The sequence below is a fragment of the Neisseria sp. S1 genome, assembly GCF_048060015.1.
Lineage (GTDB): Bacteria > Pseudomonadota > Gammaproteobacteria > Burkholderiales > Neisseriaceae > Neisseria > Neisseria arctica.
Window position 1 is genome coordinate 139,270 of sequence record NZ_JBLUPI010000003.1, and the last position, 16,492, is coordinate 155,761.

A 16,492-nucleotide genomic window follows, 5' to 3' on the forward strand; every position below is an offset into this window, starting at 1 on the left:
ATTTATTTTTAAGTGGTTATTTTTTATTAAGTTAATTCTTATGTATTTATATTTTTTAGGTGGGTTGATTGGAAAACCTGTATTTATAAATAAAAAGGCTGTCCATCATGAAGGCAGCCTTTTTATTTATGTGGTTAAACCGTCTGTGAATATTTTGCAGCTGTTTCTTTATAGCGCAGATGATAATCGAAAACCATGGCGATATTGCGGATCACAAAGCGGCCTTTGGGCGTGACGGTCAAACCTTGAGGTTTGAGTATTATTAGGCCGCGTTCGGCCAAGTTTAGTAAATCGGACAATTCTTCTGAGAAATATTGTTTGAACGGAATACCGAACAAACTTTCATATGTTTGAAAATCAAGTGAGAATCGGCACATTAGATCTTGAATAATATTTCGACGCAGAATGTCGTCACGGTTGAGGCGGTAACCGCGCATAACGGGTAAACGACCATTGTCGATAGCGTTGTAATAGGCATCAATATCACGTTCGTTTTGAACATAAGTATTGCCGATTTTACCGATACTGGAAACGCCAATGGCAATTAAGTCGCAATCCGCATAGGTAGAATAACCTTGGAAATTGCGTTGAAGCCAGCCTTCACGCAGGGCGATAGCCAATTCGTCATCGGGTTTGGCAAAATGATCCATACCGATAAAGGTATAACCTTTCCGAGTAAGGGTTTGTACGGCGTATTGAAGTATATCAAGCTTCTCTTCGCTGCCTGGTACGCTCTCAGTGTCGATACGGCGTTGAGGTTTAAAAATATGAGGTAGGTGTGCGTAGTGGTAAAGTGCCAGTCGGTCCGGATCAAGTGTTAAAACCGTATCGACAGTGGGTTTGATGCTTTCAAGCGATTGATATGGCAAACCATATATTAAATCAACACTAACAGATTTGAATCCTGCTTCGCGCGCTGCTTCGATGACTTCACGGGTTTCCTCAACAGTTTGGATGCGGTTGACGGCTTGTTGTACTTTGGGATCGAAATCCTGAATACCGACACTCATACGGTTGAAACCGAGGCGTCCCAGATGAAAGACGGTTTCCCGGCTGACCTTCCTTGGGTCTATTTCGATTGAATACTCACCGTTCGGCAGTAATTGAAAGTGGCGCCGTATCATGTCGAAAACACGTTCCAGCTGGTCATCGTCTAAGAAGGTGGGTGTGCCGCCGCCAAAATGGAGCTGTGCCAGTGGAAGCTTCCCATTGAGATGCGGGGACAATAGAGCCATTTCTTTTTCTAGGTATTCTATATATGCGTCGGCACGTGTTTTATCTTTTGTGATAATTTTGTTACAACCGCAGTAATAGCAAATGGTATTGCAAAAAGGTATGTGTATATATAGGGATAAAGGTTTATTGAGTGCTCCGGTATTGCGCTGCTGTAACGCTTGTAGGTAATCAGACTCGCCGAATCCGCTATGGAAGCGGTCTGCCGTAGGATAAGAGGTGTAGCGGGGGCCGCTGGCAGGTAGGCTGGCAATTAGTTCGCGGTTAAACTCCGGTTCTTGGCTGGTGTGTATAGGTATGGTTTTCATGTGGCGGCTTTTATAAAAGGGTGTGTTACAATAATCGGACGCCGTGATAGCGGATTGGGCAATTTTACGGATGTTTGGTAGAATGTGCCAACCAAGATGATGATGTCTTGATTTGAGTCAATCACTCTAATTTTAAAGGGTTTAAAGGCTATAAAGCCTAGAAGAAATTATGTCTGCACACACCACTCAAAATCAAATGAAAGCATTGTGTTCGACCTGTTCTCTGCGTGAACTGTGTCTGCCTGTGGGGTTGATGCCGACTGAATTTGAGCAGCTTGATGCCGTGATCAAACAAAGCCGCCGCTTGAAAAAAGGCGAGTTTTTATTTCGGGCAGGCGAGCCTTTTGCTTCTTTGTTTGCTATACGTACCGGCTTTTTTAAAACAACGGTAGCCAGCCAAGATGGCCGCGATCAAGTAACCGGTTTTTTTATGTCGGGTGAGTTGATCGGTATGGACGGTATTTGTTCGCATGTACATAGTTGTGATGCCGTCGCATTAGAAGATAGCGAAGTATGCGAGCTCCCGTTTGCCCATATGGAAATGTTAGGTCAAAGAATCCCCAGCTTGCAGACTCATTTTTTCCGTTTGATGAGCCGTGAAATTGTACGTGATCAAGGAGTAATGCTATTGCTTGGGAATATGCGTGCTGAAGAGCGGTTGGCTGCTTTTTTATTAAATTTGTCAAGCAGGCTTTACTCCCGAGGTTTTGCGGCCAATGATTTTATTTTGCGGATGTCGCGTGAGGAAATTGGTAGTTATCTGGGATTAAAATTAGAAACAGTGAGCAGAACTTTATCGAAATTTCATCATGAAGGCTGGATTTTGGTTGAGCATAAACATATTCAAATTTTAAAACCCCAAGTACTCAAGCAAATGGTATATGGTGCGGAACATGCGGTTTGACAGGGTTAAATAAAGTGGTGCTCAAGTAAAAATCCAAAAGCTTTCTGACAAAAATAAATATAGCTTAAATATCAAACAGGCCGTCTGAACTTTCAGACGGCCTGTTTGATATATTTGTAAGGTTTCGTATCCTAATATCATTAATTAATCAGTTTTGATGCTTGTTTGAAACTAAATGGAGAAGTCTTCTTCTATCGGAGCATAGAGAATTTGGTCAATTTTTTGGCGAGTTAGCGGGGAAGAAAATATATTAATAAAATCGTAAGTATAACCGCGCAAATATGTATCAGGACGCAGTGCTATGTAAGTTGAAGATGGTTCGAACAAATGATCTACGGGAATCATACGTAGAGTGTGGTCATGCTCGGGATCAAATGCTATTTTCGCCATTAAGCCGATACCGAGTCCCAAGTTAACATAAGTTTTTAAAACATCTGTGTCTGCGGAAGAAAGAGCAACCTTAGGCGGTTCAATATATGCTTTTTGGAAAGCACGGGCTATGCTGCTACCGTTATTAAAGGCAAATTCATAAGTAATTAGAGGATATGTCGAAAGGTCTTCGAGAGTTAAAGGGCGTTGTAGGTCAAGTAGGGCATGCTCTTTAGGTACAATCACTGCGTGGGTCCATTCTGAGCAAGGAAGTGTACGTAAATCGGTATGTTCCTCAAGGGACTCGGTTGCAATGGCAAAGTCCGCCTCTCCGCTCGCAACCATTTGCGATATTGAGTGAGGGTTACCTTGGCGGATACTGAGCTGTACTTTGGGATAGCGTTCGACAAATTTCGCTACGATCGGCGGCAGTACATAGCGTGCTTGCGTATGTGTAGTGGCTATTGTTAAAGAACCCGTATTTTGATCTGTAAATTCATTTCCGATATTTTTAATATTCTGTACATCATGCAATATTTTTTCTGCCAGCTCCAATACGGCTTTTCCCGGTTGGGAAACCGAAACTACCCGTTTCCCACTGCGGATAAATATTTGGATACCGAGTTCGTCCTCTAATAAGCGTATTTGTTTGGAAATACCTGGCTGTGAAGTAAAAAGAGCTTCGGCAGCTTCGGAAACATTCAAATTATGTTTATAAACTTCCAAAACATAGCGTAATTGTTGTAATTTCATGGCAATAAATAAATAGAGTGGTCGGCGGGAAATATGTAGGATTTGTACGACAAATACTAAGATAAATGTAACATATTTCTATCTGTAAGCGGGAGTATACTCTCTGTACTTTGAAGTGAATTGTTTTTAAAAGTTAAATTAAACTGCACTAAGTATAGATTCATACCAATATATTGTTTTGTTGTTGCTTTTGCGCAACTTGTCTATGAAAGGGGTAGTGTTTTGGTTGTAAATAAATGACACGGGTTTGATTTTTCGGCATGATTGATAGGTAGGAAGCAGGCCGTTTGTCGGTTGTTTTCAGTTAGCGCGCTATTGACAGTTTGCTTTGACCTTTTTATAGTGCAAACCTGATATATCCGATTTGCCGCCGTTTGTAATTGATACAGCGGCCTGTATTGGTGATTTGTAGCGGCAGCACCTAAGTTTCCGTTGCATAACAATTTTTGATGAGGGAATAAAATGACCAAACAGCTTAAATTAAGCGCCTTGTTCGTTGCTCTGGTTGCTTCAGGCACTGCAATGGCTAGCGAAGCGCATACTAAACACGGTTACACCGTTGACCGCGAGCAAACTATTGTACGCAACAGCTACGGTGAATGCTGGCAAAACACCTACTTGGACAAAGCAAGTCAAGGCCGTATTGAGTGTGGTGACGCTACCCCGGTTAATGTCGCCCCCGAGTATGCTGATGAGACTGTAGCTCTGTCTGCACAAACATTATTTGGTTTTGACCGCGATACTCTGCGTCCGGAAGCTACTGAAACCTTGAATGCATTGGCTCAACGCTTGAGCAATACTAACGTAGAAGCCGTACGTGTTGAAGGCCATACCGACTTCATGGGTTCTGATGCTTACAACCAAGCTCTGTCTGAGCGTCGTGCTAACGTTGTAGCCAACTACTTGGTTAACCGTGGTGTTGCTTCTACTAAAGTAACTGCTGTTGGTTTGGGTGAATCTCAAGCACGTATGACTGCTACTTGTGAAGCTGAAGTAGCTAAATTGGGTGCTAAAGTTTCTCGTGCTAAGAAACGTGCTGCTCTGATCGCTTGTATCGAGCCTGATCGCCGTGTAGACGTTAAGATCCGTACCTTGGTTACTCGCCAAGTAGCTCCGGGTCAAGTTGAAGGTGAGCGTCCCGCTACTGAAGAAGGTTGGATTCCCGGCCCAGCATCTTCAATTCACGGTTACACCCGTCCGTAATTGATAAAGGTTTTACCTGATTCAGAAAGCCCCGCGTTTAACGGGGCTTTTTTATTACCTAATTAACTACAATTGTAGTGAGGTGAATAAAATTGCTGGTTTTAATAAAAGCGGAGTAATTAATATTTCATTTTGAGTTCTTTGCTTAAAATTTATGCCATCATATAATCCTGTTGCACCCATATTATTTTTTAAGAAATTCGGCTTTTAAATAAGATATGACAGAAAATAATATTTTCCCCATTTAAATTTTGAGATGGATCCTTATGGAATATTTAGTATTATTGGTCAAAGGGTAAGAGGTATATTTTATAGTATATAAACTGGCAGTTAGTTAGCCACGAAAGGTATATGGCTATGGCGGATTTATTTTCTTGGCTATAATAAAACCTATTATTTAATCCGGCATAGCAGATGAAAGAGTTCGATTTTATCCGGCAGTATTTACTCAGGCGAGCAAATAACCCCGAGGTTTTATTGGGTATAGGTGATGATGCTGCTATTGTTCGTCCGCGACCAGGGTTTGATTTATGTTTTAGTAGCGATATGCTGTTGGCTGGCAGGCACTTTTTTGAAGATGTAGATCCAGCGGATTTAGCGTATAAAATTTTGGCCGTTAATATTTCTGATATGGCTGCGATGGGGGCTAAACCAAGGTGGATGCTTTTAAGTGCGGCTTTGCCGGTTTTGGATGAGAATTGGCTAGGTGCTTTCTGTAACAGCCTATTTCACTTGGCAGAGGAATTTAATATCACATTGATTGGCGGTGATACAACCAAAGGTAGTTATGTCTTTAATGTTAGTATCATTGGAGAGTTGCCTCAAAATCAGGCTTTAAAACGTAGCGGTGCAAAAGTAGGTGACGATATTTGGGTATCTGGGCATTTAGGCTTGGCTGCTGCAGCATTAAATCATCATTGGGAAAAAATAGTATTACCGCCTGAAGTATTTAAAGTTTGCGAACAAGTACGTTTGCGGCCGATACCTAGAGTGGCTTTAGGGCAATCTTTATTATCAGTAGCCAGTGCAGCACAAGATGTTTCAGACGGCTTGGCTCAAGATATTGGTCATATTTTGAAGGCCTCCGGTGTAGGGGCGCATATTTTTGCCGATGCAATTCCAACTTTTTCTTTGTTGAAAGATAGTGTGCTACCTGCTGTTTTATATGAATATATATTGGCTGGTGGAGATGATTATGAATTGGTATTTTGTGCTCCGCAAAATAAAAGGGATGATGTCATGGCTGCCGCCCGTAAAAGCAACACACAAGTAACATGTATCGGTAAAATTACAGAAGGTTGTAATTTGCTGATAACTGATGCAAATGGGCAGGTAGTAGTTTTAGACTCTTTGGGATTTGATCATTTTGGATAAAATTAAACCTTCTTTCACATGGTTGAAATCTAGGCCAATTTGTTTGTTGGGCTTTGGTTTTGGTAGCGGTTTGGCTCCGGTTGCACCGGGTACGTTTGGTACATTACCTGCATTGCCAATGGCTTTCTTACTTCACCTTATAGGTGTTTCGGGTTGGTGGATGGCAATATTTTGCGCCATATTATTTGTTTGGGGAATTTATATATGCCGACAGACTGAAGCCGAGCTGGGGATACAGGATTATGGCGGTATTGTTTGGGATGAAATCGTCGGTATGATGCTGGTACTGGCATTCATTCCTTTTTATTGGGGATGGTGGCTGGCAGCATTTATTTTGTTCAGAGTATTCGATGCGCTCAAGCCATGGCCGATTAAATGGTTTGATGCCCGCGTGCATGGCGGCCTCGGTATTATGTTGGATGATTTTATTGCTGCTTTATTGACTTTGTTGGTGTTGAATGTGGCGCAAATATGGTTTTAAAGCTGCGGGGTGAATAAATGCGGGATAGTCATGCAATACAAATTAATGTAACACCTGATTATATGGCTGATCATAGTAGTGTGATGAATGATAAATATGTTTTCAGCTATCATATTGTCATTCAAAATTTTGGGGAAGGGGTGGTTACCTTACGTAAGCGCTATTGGGAAATAACTGATGCGCACGGGGATGTTGAAAAGGTTTCTGGTGTCGGTGTTGTAGGAGAGCAGCCCGTACTCTATCCGGGCGATACTTTTGAATATAGTAGTGGTGCCCATCTGAGAACACCTTGGGGAAGTATGCAGGGTTATTATGAATTTGAAGATGATAAAGGTGATTATTTTTCTGTCCCCATTCCGAAATTTGATTTAAAAGCAGAATTTATTTTGCATTAAATCATTTGATTAGCTATTAAAAGCCGTCTGAAAAAACCGAGTAAAGGTTAGGTTTCAGACGGCTTTTTTAATTTATAGAATGGTTTTGTTTTGGTGTGAAAAAACTATGGTATTCCATATTTCAGGGTAGCAGAAATAGATAGGGTATTAATATCCATATGAATAGATACTGGCTGCTTTGGGGTGGCTGTAAAAATCGTTTAGTAGTGAATGTTTTATCATAAGTTGTATTGTTTCCTTAACTTAAGCTTGTATTTCTTAACTTGGTATGGTGAAATGCTACCTTATTGAGGTGTTATTGTCGACAATTTATCAAGAAATATTGAGGAGCATATGGAAGCATTAAAAGAATTTTTTGATACTTTAGGAGGCTGGGTATGGGGACCTGCCATGCTGGTTTTGCTGGTAGGTACGGGCGTATTGCTGACCGCTATGCTGAAAGGTTTGCAATTCAGCATGCTCGGATATGCGTTGAAGCAAGCTTTTATGCCGCACAAAAAGAAAGCGGACGGCAGCGACCATGAAGGTGACGTTTCGCATTTTGGTGCATTGATGACTGCGCTTTCGGCGACTATCGGTACAGGTAATATCGCAGGTGTGGCTACGGCTGTTGTATTAGGAGGGCCGGGGGCAGTATTTTGGATGTGGATTACAGCTATCTTTGGTATGGCTACAAAATATGGCGAAGGTGTGCTGGCAGTTAAATACCGTACAGTTAACCGAAAAGGTGAAATGTCCGGTGGTCCGATGTATTACATAGAGCGTGGTTTGAATATGAAGTGGATGGCCCTGCTGTTTGCTTTATTCGGTACGATTGCTTCATTTGGTATTGGTAGCTCGGTTCAATCGAACTCAGTCGCCCAATCTATCCAAAGCAGCTTTCACATTGAACCGTGGATCAGTGGCATCTTTCTGACGGCATTAACTGCTATCGTGATTTTGGGTGGTATTAAAAGTATTGCCAAAGTGGCTTCGGTAATTGTACCGTTTATGGCTATTTTCTATGTATTGGGCGGATTGCTGATTATTTTCCTGCATGCGGATATGCTGGTTCCGGCAATTGAAAAGATTTTAACCGAAGCATTTAATTTTAGCGCCGCCGCTGGCGGTATGGCCGGTGCGGCGATTCGTTACGGTGTGGCCCGCGGTGTATTCTCCAATGAAGCAGGTATGGGCTCGGCACCAATTGCTGCAGCAGCTGCTAAAACCGACCACCCTGTCCGCCAAGCTTTAGTATCAATGACGGGTACTTTTTTGGATACTATCATTGTATGTTCGATTACCGGTATCGTATTGGTTATGGGGCAAATGGGCAGCTTTAGCCCGGCTGATCAAACCGGTGCGGCTTTGACTACCCATACTTTTAACAATATGCTACCCGGTCCGGGTGGTTGGATTGTTACGATCGGCTTGATTTTCTTTGCATATTCTACCATTCTCGGCTGGTGTTACTATGGCGAGAAATGTGCGGCTTATGTTTTTGGAGACGGCTTCATCGGCATTTACCGGGTAATTTATGTAGCATCGGTTATGTTGGGAACAGTTGTCAGCCTTGATTTGGTATGGTCGGCAGCTGATACGTTCAATGGTTTGATGGCGATTCCCAACTTGGTTGCCTTACTCTTGCTCTCTAAAGTTATTGTAAATGAAACCAAGGATTTCAAAGCCAAGCGGGCAAGCGGGCAATTGCAGTAACAATATTTTATAAATTTCAGACGGCCTGAGTTATGTCTCAGGCCGTTTTGACATTGTGGCGACGATATACTAAAAATGAAGTATTAATTTTGAAAAGGCCGTCTGAACATGAACTCAGCTTATTTTGTTACCGGTACAGATACCGAGGTGGGTAAAACTTTTTGTACAGAAGCAATGTTGTATTTGGCTCGGAACAGTGGGTTAAAGGCCGTTGGTTATAAACCGATTGCTTCAGGTGTGGAAAAAAACGGATTGAATACGGATGTTTTGGCCTTGCAGCGGGCATCATATCCGTTGTTCGACTATAGCCGGCACAATATTTATACATTTGCCGAAGCAACTGCGCCACATTTGGCAGCGGCAGATAGTGGAGTAGAAATCGATATGCAGCGTATCAGCTCTGGACTATACAGCCTAAAAGAGCAGGCCGACATGGTGTTGGTAGAGGGCGCAGGCGGTTGGCATACGCCTTTAAGTATGCAGGCGGATTTTTCTGACTGGGTGGTTTGCGAGCAGTTGCCAGTGATCTTAGTGGTAGGTATGAAGCTCGGGTGCATCAATCATGCACTATTGACGGCAGAGTCTGTTTGCCGCTCAGGTTTACCATTGGTCGGGTGGGTGGGCAATTGCATTAATGAGCAGCCGCACCGGTTGGCAGACTATATAAAAACTTTACAAAGTAAAATTGCCGCACCTTTATTAGGTGTCGTACCTTACCGCATAGATGGCCGGGTACAAGACATAGCCTGCAATTTACAGCCTTGGTGGTAAATAATATTTCATAAATCAAATGTTTGTATGTAATTAAGCAACACTTGTAATGCTTGAAAAGCAAAGCGATTCGGTCTAGACTGAAATTACACCGTATATTTCAACGGTTGGATAGCCGCAGCGGTTTTGAACGTTGGTAAGCGGATTTTCCCTTGTTTTATCAAAGTGTCAAATATAGAAGTACTACCGGCCTTAAGCACGGGTTCATCAACAGAATGGAAGGAGTAGTATCGTGGCAAAAGATTTGAACGTATTCGACAAAGCATACGGTTTGCTGATTAACGGCGAGTGGACGAACGGCAGCAAAGGAGAGACGCTGACTTCGTATAACCCTGCCAATAATGAGCCTTTGGCAACTTTTATCGATGCCAGTAATGAAGATGTTGACGCGGCAGTGGCAGCTGCCCAAGAAGCTTTAAAGAGCTGGCGGCATACTACGGTTTACGAACGCAGTGCGATTTTGAACAAAATTGCTGATGTGATTGAAGAGCATGCGGAAGAATTTGCTTTACAGGAAACTTTGGATAACGGTAAGCCGATTCGTGAGACCCGTGCAGCGGATATTCCTTTGGCTGCCGAACATTTCCGCTATTTTGCAGGAGTCATCTTGGCCGAAGAAGGTAGTGTTAACGAAATCGGTAGCGAAGATATTTCCATTGTATTGCGTGAGCCTATCGGTGTTGTCGGCCAAATTATTCCGTGGAACTTCCCCTTCTTGATGGCGGCTTGGAAAATTGCCCCCGCATTGGCGGCCGGCTGTACCATTGTGATTCATCCTTCTTCGAGCACCTCACTGAGCTTGTTGTCTTTTGCCCAAAAAATTAATCACCTGTTGCCCAAAGGCGTATTGAACATCATCACCGGCAAAGGCTCTAAGTCGGGCGAATATATGCTGCATCACCCCGGATTTAATAAGCTGGCATTTACCGGTTCTACCGAAATTGGCCGGCATATCGGTATCGCCGCTGCTGAAATGCTGATTCCCGCAACTTTGGAGCTAGGCGGTAAGTCAGCAAATATTTTCTTTGACGATATGCCTTTTGACAAAGCTCTGGAAGGTGCCCAAAAAGGTATTTTGTTTAACCAAGGGCAAGTATGCTGTGCGGGGTCGCGTATTTTCGTACAGGAAGGCATTTACGATAAATTTGTTGCCGCTTTGGCAGAAGAATTTAAAAAAGTGAAAGTTGGCCTGCCTTGGGAAGATGATACCCAAATGGGGGCGCAAGTGAGTGTCGGTCAACTGGAAACGATTTTGAAATATGTGAAAATCGGCGAGCAAGAAGGCGCGCGTATCATTACCGGTGGCAAGAAAATCGAAGATGGTGCTTTAGGGCAAGGTGCGTTTGTCGAACCGACTTTGATTGCCGCCGACAGTAATGATAATCGTATTGCTCAAGAAGAAATTTTCGGACCGGTGGCAACCGTGATTAAATTCAAAACCGAAGAAGAAGTGATTGCCTTGGCCAACGACAGTGAATATGGTTTGGGCGGAGCAGTATGGTCGTTGAATATCAACCGTGCGTTGCGGGTGGCAAAAGCGGTTCAAACCGGCCGTATGTGGGTGAATTGCTATAACCGTTTGCCTGCGGGCGCACCGTTTGGCGGCTATAAAACTTCGGGTATCGGGCGTGAAAACCATAAAATGATGTTGGCTGCGTATACCCAAGTGAAAAATATTTATATCAGCATGCGTGAAGAGCGCGAAGGTATGTATTAAATATTCATTTGCTTGAAAATCAAATGCCGTCTGAAAAGTTTCAGACGGCATTTTTATAATAAAGGTAAACTTTATTTGATACGGGTAGCCATTAAGGTGTGAAGCCGGCGTTTGTCGGCTCGGGCCACTGTAAATTGCAAATTGCCGATTGCAACTTTCTCACCGCGCACGGGCAAGTGGCCGAGCTCTTGGATAACCAAGCCGCCTATGGTATCTACCTCTTCGTTACTGTATTGGGTGCCGAAGTATTCATTGATATCTTCGATTTCGGTAACGGCATTGATACGCCAGCGTTCGGCCGATACCGGGAAAATATTATCGGCGCTATCATCTTCGTCAAACTCATCTTCGATATCACCGATAATTTGTTCGATTACATCTTCAAAGGTTACCAAACCTGAAGTGCCGCCATATTCGTCTACTACGAGAGCCATGTGGTTGCGTTGTTCACGAAATTCTTTCAGAAGTAAATTCAATGACTTACTTTCAGGTACAAATACGGCCGGGCGTAAAATAGCCTGTAAATTGAACTGCTCTTGGTTAAGGGTATATTTGAGTAGGTCTTTGGCATGTAGGATACCGAGGATTTCATCTTTATCTTCACCGATAACAGGGAAGCGGGAATGGGCGGTTTCTACAGCATAGGCGATGATTCGCTCGATACTGTCTTCCGCCTTAATTACGTCCATTTGGCTGCGCGTAATCATGGCGTCACGCACTTCTAAGCCTGTAAAATCCAGAACTTTTTCCAACCTTAGGAGCGTATCAGTATCGAAAACCGATTGTGCGTGCGCCTGGCGAAGAATATCCAGTACTTCGGCTGAGGTTTCAGGTGCATCGCCTGAAAGGCGGCTAATCAAGCGTTCAAAAAAATTGGGCTTCGACGGGCTGTCGTCCATATTCAAATTCCATCTTGTGCGTAAGGGTTAGGGTATGCTAACTGATTCATGAGTCGGATTTCAAGCCCCTCCATGATTTCGGCTTCTTCATCTTCGATATGGTCGTATCCCATTAGATGTAGCGTACCGTGTAGTGCAAGGTGGGCAAAATGTTGCTCAGGTGTTTTGTTTTGTTCGGCGGCTTCTTTTAATACCACTTGCGGGCAGATAACTAAGTCACCTTGGAGGCTGCTTTCGTGCTGTCCGAACAGTTGCTCGCCTTCGTTCAGCGCAAAGCTAAGGATATTGGTTGCATAGTCTTTCCCGCGATAGTCTCGGTTGTAGGCGCGCGCCTCTTCTTCATCAAGAAAAATCAGGCTGATTTCGGCTTGTCTGTACTCGTTTTTCAATGCTTGCCAGATCCATCGGTAGAAGCTGCGTTCGCTTGGAATGTTGGTAATACTGGAATGGTTGGCAAAGTGTAGTTGCAGACGTTGCTGTTGTAAGGCTAAAAAAGGGTAACGCTTGGCTGTTTTCATGATTTTCAGACGGCTTATTTCTATTTTTTTATTTAACGGTGTGGGTTATACGTTAGGAAGAGCAGGTTGTTTGCCCCGTTGGTAATTGCGGTATTTTCGCCATGCCCAAAATACAATCAATAAGCTGAGTGCAACGGCTAGAAACGGCAAAAACAAGCTGAGTATAGTGAGAAATAGTGCGGTACCGGTTTCAGCTACCGATACGATAGGGTTGGCAATGCCGCCGGTGGTAACGGTGCTTGCCGCCCGCCCCGTCGCAGCCGTACCTTTAATTGCGGCTGCGGCCCCGCCTCCTGCAATAATGGCAAGAGTCCAAGTAACGGCAGGACTCAGATCGGCAGTAGTGGAAGCCATCACGGCCGTACCGGCCAGACCGGCGAGAGGAACGGCTAAAGTATCAAGTAGATTGTCGATAAAGGGAATGAGGTAGGCGGCTATTTCCGCAATGGTAGCTACGCCTAAAATAATCAGTGCTGGGGTGGAGGCTAACCATTGCCAGTTTTCATTAACCGGCCATAGGCCGAAATAGGCGGAAAGGCTTAGAGCAAATAGAGGGAGGAATACGCGAAAGCCGGAACTTGCGGCCAAACCTATGCCGAGGGCGATACTGATAATGGTAGTGAAAGTCATGACATTTTTCTATCGGAATAATATTCAAATCATACTGAAAGCCGGGAAAATTACATAATATATTTGCCTGATTTTTCAGCAGTATTGATTTAGATGTTGCACTATGGTTTTCATTGGAGTAGCCAAACCAAGATGGCCGAAAGGGCAGGCAAGCCTTGTACAAGCAGGATTTTTTTACTCGACGTTAATGCACCGAATATGGCGGCAATCAATACACAACCGAGAAAGAAGAGCTGTAGTGGCCGTGCCAGTTCGGGCGGAGCGAGCAGGCTCCATATAAGTCCAGCCGCCAAAAATCCGTTGTAGAGTCCTTGATTAGCGAATAGTGTACGGATTTCGCGCTGCTTTTGTTTTTCCAAGCTGATGCCGAAAGCACGCTCGGCACGGCGAGAAGGCAGGCTCATCTCAAGCCACATGATCAGCAGATGTTCTACGGCAACGAGTAAAACCAATATCTGCAGCAAAACCTCCATATTTTATTCCTTTTCAGACGGCTTGTTCTGCTTCATCGGCAGCATCGTAAGCTTCGACAATTTTCTGTACCAACGGATGACGCACAACATCTTCACTGGTGAATGTATGGAAATATAATCCTTCAACATCATACAGTTTCTCTTTGGCATCTTTTAAGCCGGATTTGATATGCTTAGGCAAATCGATTTGGCTGAGGTCGCCTGTAATTACGGCTTTGGCACCGAAACCGATGCGGGTAAGAAACATTTTCATTTGCTCGGGCGTGGTGTTTTGCGCTTCGTCTAGAATCACATAAGCACCATTGAGAGTACGTCCGCGCATATAAGCTAACGGGGCGATTTCAATCAACCCTTTTTCCATCAGCTTGGTAACACGGTCAAATCCCATCAGATCGTAAAGGGCATCGTAAAGCGGCCGCAGATAGGGATCGACTTTTTGTGCCAAATCGCCGGGGAGGAATCCCAGTTTTTCTCCGGCCTCTACGGCAGGGCGCACCAAAACAATCCGTTCGACTTGGTGTTTTTCCATCGCATCCACGGCAGCGGCTACGGCCAGATAGGTTTTCCCCGTGCCTGCGGGGCCAAGGCCGAAAACAACATCATGATTCAGCAGAGCACGGATGTATCCGTTTTGGCGTGGCGTACGGCCTCCGATGCTGCCGCGTTTGGTACGGAAGTAATATTGATGGTCGTATTTTTTCGGTTCGAAATCGGAATCACGCGTTTTGGCTTCTACCGCAGCCAGACGGATATCATTTTCGCTCAATTCGCCTTTTTCAGCGACATCAGCCAGAGCCAAAAGGGCTTCTCTTCCCGCATGAGCCAGTTCGCCCAGAAAGGTGAAATCACTGAAGCGTCGGCTGATTTGGATATCCAAAGCCTTGCCTAATGTTTGAAGATGGCTGTCGAGAGGGCCGCAGAGACGCTGTAAAACAGTATTGTCGATATCATCGAATTTCAAATGAACGGTATGGCTCATAGTAGAGGTCGAACTTTCCTATATTGATTGGGATAGATTACCACTTAGTGTGGCCGGGCATATTAAAAATCAATAGTAGTATGTAGATATTACAGTTAGTGCTGAGATTGGTTGCGGTAAATTTTTTTGTCTACCACATAAACCAACAGCAATACCGGCAGACCGATTAGAGCTGTAAACATAAAAAAGCCCGGATAGCCTATTTTATCAACCATTGCGCCCGAATATCCGCCCAGTGTTTTGGGCAGTAATGTCATTAAAGAACTGAAAATGGCATATTGCACGGCGGTAAAGCGGATATTGGTAAGGGCTGACAAAAAAGCGATAAAAACCGCACCGGCCAAGCCAGCCGCTAAGTTATCGAAACCGACGGCCAGATACATAAAGGCGACATCATGTCCGCGATAGGCCAATGCGATAAACAACAGATTGGTTGCAGCAGCCAATATGGCTCCCAGCATCATCATTTTCATTAATGAAAATTTTTGTGAGAGCAAACCACCCAAAAAGCCACCGCCGATAGCCATCAATACACCGAATGTTTTTACCGCAGCAGCGATTTCTTCTTTGCTAAATCCCATGTCTTGATAAAACACATTGGAAATCACGCCGGCCACAATATCCGAAATACGGTATATCCCGATTAAGGCCAGCAACCATAATGCCGAAGAACCATAGCGGCGGAAAAAGTCGGCCACAGGTTCTATCCAAGTTGCAACAGCCAGCGACTTCGGAACCAAACCGCTTTTCACAATGGTTGTTCCCACCGCTACTGCCGCAGCCGTAGATAATAATAGGCGTACCGCTTCAAGCAAAAAACTGGTGAAAATGCCGTCTGAAGAAGGTAATACACTGCCGATTGTAGAAAATACGGCCACAAAAGCAGCAATCGATACGGTAAACAATAGCATCAAGCGTAGATTCTCGCCCGCAGGGCGGGCAGGCGTAATCTTTTGCGAACTTTCCGGCTCCCGTGTGAGCAATGTAGTGAAAATACCCACCCCCATCACGGCTGCCATAATGAAATAAGTTTGCTGCCAAGCTTCATAAACATAAGCTTTTTCGTGAGAGCCTAATTTTGCCGCTAAAAATAAAGCTCCTGCGCCGGCGACAACCATGCCGAGGCGGTAACCCGCATTATAAGTAGCCGCCGTTACCGACTGCATGGCGACATTGTCTGCCGAGGCTTCGATACGGTAAGCGTCAATCACAATATCTTGGGTAGCAGATGAAAAGCCGAGCAATACGGCAGCAGCAGCCATATAAATTAGTGCCGTTTCATTGACAGGGTTTACTAAAGCCATACAGCAAATCGCTGCGACAATCGCACACTGAGAAGCCAGCAGCCAACCGCGACGCCGCCCTAATAATTTGGTCAGAAGCGGTAGTGGTAAAGAATCAATCAGCGGAGCCCACACAAACTTGAAAGAATATGCCAAAGCCGCCCAGCTGAACATGGTTACCGTACTACGGTCCACTCCGGCCTCTCTCAACCAAAGAGACAGGCTGGAAAAAATCAGCAGAATCGGGATGCCGGCAGAGAAACCGAGAAAAAACAAAGTTACTGCACGGCGGTCAGTATAGGCAGCCGCGGCAGTCAGCCAGCTTTTATTCGAGGAAGGGTTTGAAGTCATGCGTATAATCCGGAGCCTTGTTTTCAGACGGCTTTAAAAATAATCAAAATAACTTTCTATTGTAGCAATAAGCCGACAGGCCGTCTGAAAAGATTTTTGATATTTCGGCATGAGATGGCCGACCTGTAAGGCTTTATTTTCCTTGTTGGCAATCAT

General features: G+C 44.3%; 16 protein-coding genes. 8 read left to right on the top strand and 8 right to left on the bottom strand.

Translation table 11 applies throughout. From position 1 onward, the window contains the following. Nucleotides 1-134: 134 nt before the first annotated feature. Nucleotides 135-1,541, bottom strand: a complete 1,407-nt coding sequence (gene hemN / locus ACEPPX_RS03435) for an oxygen-independent coproporphyrinogen III oxidase (protein WP_416622945.1) — start codon at nt 1,539-1,541, stop codon at nt 135-137. A 169-nt stretch (nt 1,542-1,710) separates the two neighbouring features. On the opposite strand from hemN, the gene fnr reads away from it, so the two are divergent. Continuing rightward, the gene (gene fnr / locus ACEPPX_RS03440) at nt 1,711-2,445 is read left to right on the top strand and encodes a fumarate/nitrate reduction transcriptional regulator Fnr (RefSeq protein ID WP_047761420.1); all 735 of its coding nucleotides are present in this window, start codon (nt 1,711-1,713) and stop codon (nt 2,443-2,445) included. 171 nt (nt 2,446-2,616) lie between these two features. On the opposite strand, the gene ACEPPX_RS03445 is transcribed toward fnr, so the two are convergent. Continuing rightward, the gene (locus tag ACEPPX_RS03445) at nt 2,617-3,567 is read right to left on the bottom strand and encodes a CysB family HTH-type transcriptional regulator (protein WP_416622946.1); all 951 of its coding nucleotides are present in this window, start codon (nt 3,565-3,567) and stop codon (nt 2,617-2,619) included. Between the two features lie 462 nt (nt 3,568-4,029). Between ACEPPX_RS03445 and ACEPPX_RS03450 the strand changes: the two genes are divergently transcribed. The 7 genes from ACEPPX_RS03450 to ACEPPX_RS03480 all read left to right on the top strand — a co-directional run bounded on the left by ACEPPX_RS03450 (nt 4,030) and on the right by ACEPPX_RS03480 (nt 11,203). After that, complete coding sequence (locus ACEPPX_RS03450) at nt 4,030-4,770, top strand: OmpA family protein (protein ID WP_047761418.1); 741 nt, start codon at nt 4,030-4,032, stop codon at nt 4,768-4,770. 414 nt (nt 4,771-5,184) lie between these two features. Beyond that, nucleotides 5,185-6,144, top strand: coding sequence for a thiamine-phosphate kinase (thiL, locus tag ACEPPX_RS03455; RefSeq protein WP_416622947.1), 960 nt, complete (start codon nt 5,185-5,187; stop codon nt 6,142-6,144). Then, complete coding sequence (locus ACEPPX_RS03460) at nt 6,137-6,625, top strand: phosphatidylglycerophosphatase A (protein ID WP_416622948.1); 489 nt, start codon at nt 6,137-6,139, stop codon at nt 6,623-6,625. Before thiL ends, ACEPPX_RS03460 begins: the two co-directional genes overlap by 8 nt. Before the next feature lie 17 nt (nt 6,626-6,642). Beyond that, a complete protein-coding gene (gene apaG, locus ACEPPX_RS03465; protein WP_416622949.1) occupies nt 6,643-7,020 on the top strand; it encodes a Co2+/Mg2+ efflux protein ApaG in 378 nt (125 codons plus the stop codon). Between the two features lie 333 nt (nt 7,021-7,353). Further along, entirely contained in the window at nt 7,354-8,715 is a 1,362-nt protein-coding gene (locus ACEPPX_RS03470) for an alanine/glycine:cation symporter family protein (RefSeq protein ID WP_416622950.1), read from the top strand. A gap of 108 nt (nt 8,716-8,823) precedes the next feature. Then, nucleotides 8,824-9,486, top strand: a complete 663-nt coding sequence (gene bioD, locus ACEPPX_RS03475; protein WP_416622951.1) for a dethiobiotin synthase — start codon at nt 8,824-8,826, stop codon at nt 9,484-9,486. Between the two features lie 232 nt (nt 9,487-9,718). Further along, complete coding sequence (locus tag ACEPPX_RS03480; protein WP_047761413.1) at nt 9,719-11,203, top strand: aldehyde dehydrogenase family protein; 1,485 nt, start codon at nt 9,719-9,721, stop codon at nt 11,201-11,203. Nucleotides 11,204-11,274: 71 nt separating this feature from the next. Here the strand turns inward: ACEPPX_RS03480 and ACEPPX_RS03485 are convergent, their stop codons facing one another. The 6 genes from ACEPPX_RS03485 to ACEPPX_RS03510 form a co-directional block, all read right to left on the bottom strand. Next, nucleotides 11,275-12,102 (bottom strand): HlyC/CorC family transporter, encoded by an 828-nt coding sequence (locus tag ACEPPX_RS03485; protein WP_416622952.1) that lies wholly within the window; start codon nt 12,100-12,102, stop codon nt 11,275-11,277. Between the two features lie 2 nt (nt 12,103-12,104). Next, on the bottom strand, nt 12,105-12,620 hold the full coding sequence (gene ybeY / locus ACEPPX_RS03490) for an rRNA maturation RNase YbeY (protein WP_416622953.1): 516 nt from the start codon (nt 12,618-12,620) through the stop codon (nt 12,105-12,107). 45 nt (nt 12,621-12,665) lie between these two features. Next, complete coding sequence (locus ACEPPX_RS03495) at nt 12,666-13,250, bottom strand: DUF4126 domain-containing protein (protein ID WP_416622954.1); 585 nt, start codon at nt 13,248-13,250, stop codon at nt 12,666-12,668. 110 nt (nt 13,251-13,360) lie between these two features. Continuing rightward, on the bottom strand, nt 13,361-13,723 hold the full coding sequence (locus ACEPPX_RS03500; RefSeq protein ID WP_416622955.1) for a DUF1304 domain-containing protein: 363 nt from the start codon (nt 13,721-13,723) through the stop codon (nt 13,361-13,363). 13 nt (nt 13,724-13,736) lie between these two features. Next, nucleotides 13,737-14,702, bottom strand: a complete 966-nt coding sequence (locus ACEPPX_RS03505; protein WP_416622956.1) for a PhoH family protein — start codon at nt 14,700-14,702, stop codon at nt 13,737-13,739. A 95-nt stretch (nt 14,703-14,797) separates the two neighbouring features. Continuing rightward, nucleotides 14,798-16,336 (bottom strand): AmpG family muropeptide MFS transporter, encoded by a 1,539-nt coding sequence (locus tag ACEPPX_RS03510; protein ID WP_416622957.1) that lies wholly within the window; start codon nt 16,334-16,336, stop codon nt 14,798-14,800. Nucleotides 16,337-16,492: the final 156 nt, after the last annotated feature.

Excerpts from the sequence above, each read along its gene's own strand:
- ACEPPX_RS03470 (WP_416622950.1), top strand. The coding sequence starts at position 7,354 with ATGGAAGCATTAAAAGAATTTTTTGATACTTTAGGAGGCTGGGTATGG.
- fnr (WP_047761420.1), top strand. The coding sequence starts at position 1,711 with ATGTCTGCACACACCACTCAAAATCAAATGAAAGCATTGTGTTCGACC.
- bioD (WP_416622951.1), top strand. The coding sequence starts at position 8,824 with ATGAACTCAGCTTATTTTGTTACCGGTACAGATACCGAGGTGGGTAAA.
- hemN (WP_416622945.1), bottom strand. The coding sequence starts at position 1,541 with ATGAAAACCATACCTATACACACCAGCCAAGAACCGGAGTTTAACCGC.
- ACEPPX_RS03510 (WP_416622957.1), bottom strand. The coding sequence starts at position 16,336 with ATGACTTCAAACCCTTCCTCGAATAAAAGCTGGCTGACTGCCGCGGCT.
- apaG (WP_416622949.1), top strand. The coding sequence starts at position 6,643 with ATGCGGGATAGTCATGCAATACAAATTAATGTAACACCTGATTATATG.
- thiL (WP_416622947.1), top strand. The coding sequence starts at position 5,185 with ATGAAAGAGTTCGATTTTATCCGGCAGTATTTACTCAGGCGAGCAAAT.
- ACEPPX_RS03450 (WP_047761418.1), top strand. The coding sequence starts at position 4,030 with ATGACCAAACAGCTTAAATTAAGCGCCTTGTTCGTTGCTCTGGTTGCT.
- ACEPPX_RS03445 (WP_416622946.1), bottom strand. The coding sequence starts at position 3,567 with ATGAAATTACAACAATTACGCTATGTTTTGGAAGTTTATAAACATAAT.
- ACEPPX_RS03485 (WP_416622952.1), bottom strand. The coding sequence starts at position 12,102 with ATGGACGACAGCCCGTCGAAGCCCAATTTTTTTGAACGCTTGATTAGC.
- ACEPPX_RS03505 (WP_416622956.1), bottom strand. The coding sequence starts at position 14,702 with ATGAGCCATACCGTTCATTTGAAATTCGATGATATCGACAATACTGTT.
- ybeY (WP_416622953.1), bottom strand. The coding sequence starts at position 12,620 with ATGAAAACAGCCAAGCGTTACCCTTTTTTAGCCTTACAACAGCAACGT.
- ACEPPX_RS03500 (WP_416622955.1), bottom strand. The coding sequence starts at position 13,723 with ATGGAGGTTTTGCTGCAGATATTGGTTTTACTCGTTGCCGTAGAACAT.
- ACEPPX_RS03495 (WP_416622954.1), bottom strand. The coding sequence starts at position 13,250 with ATGACTTTCACTACCATTATCAGTATCGCCCTCGGCATAGGTTTGGCC.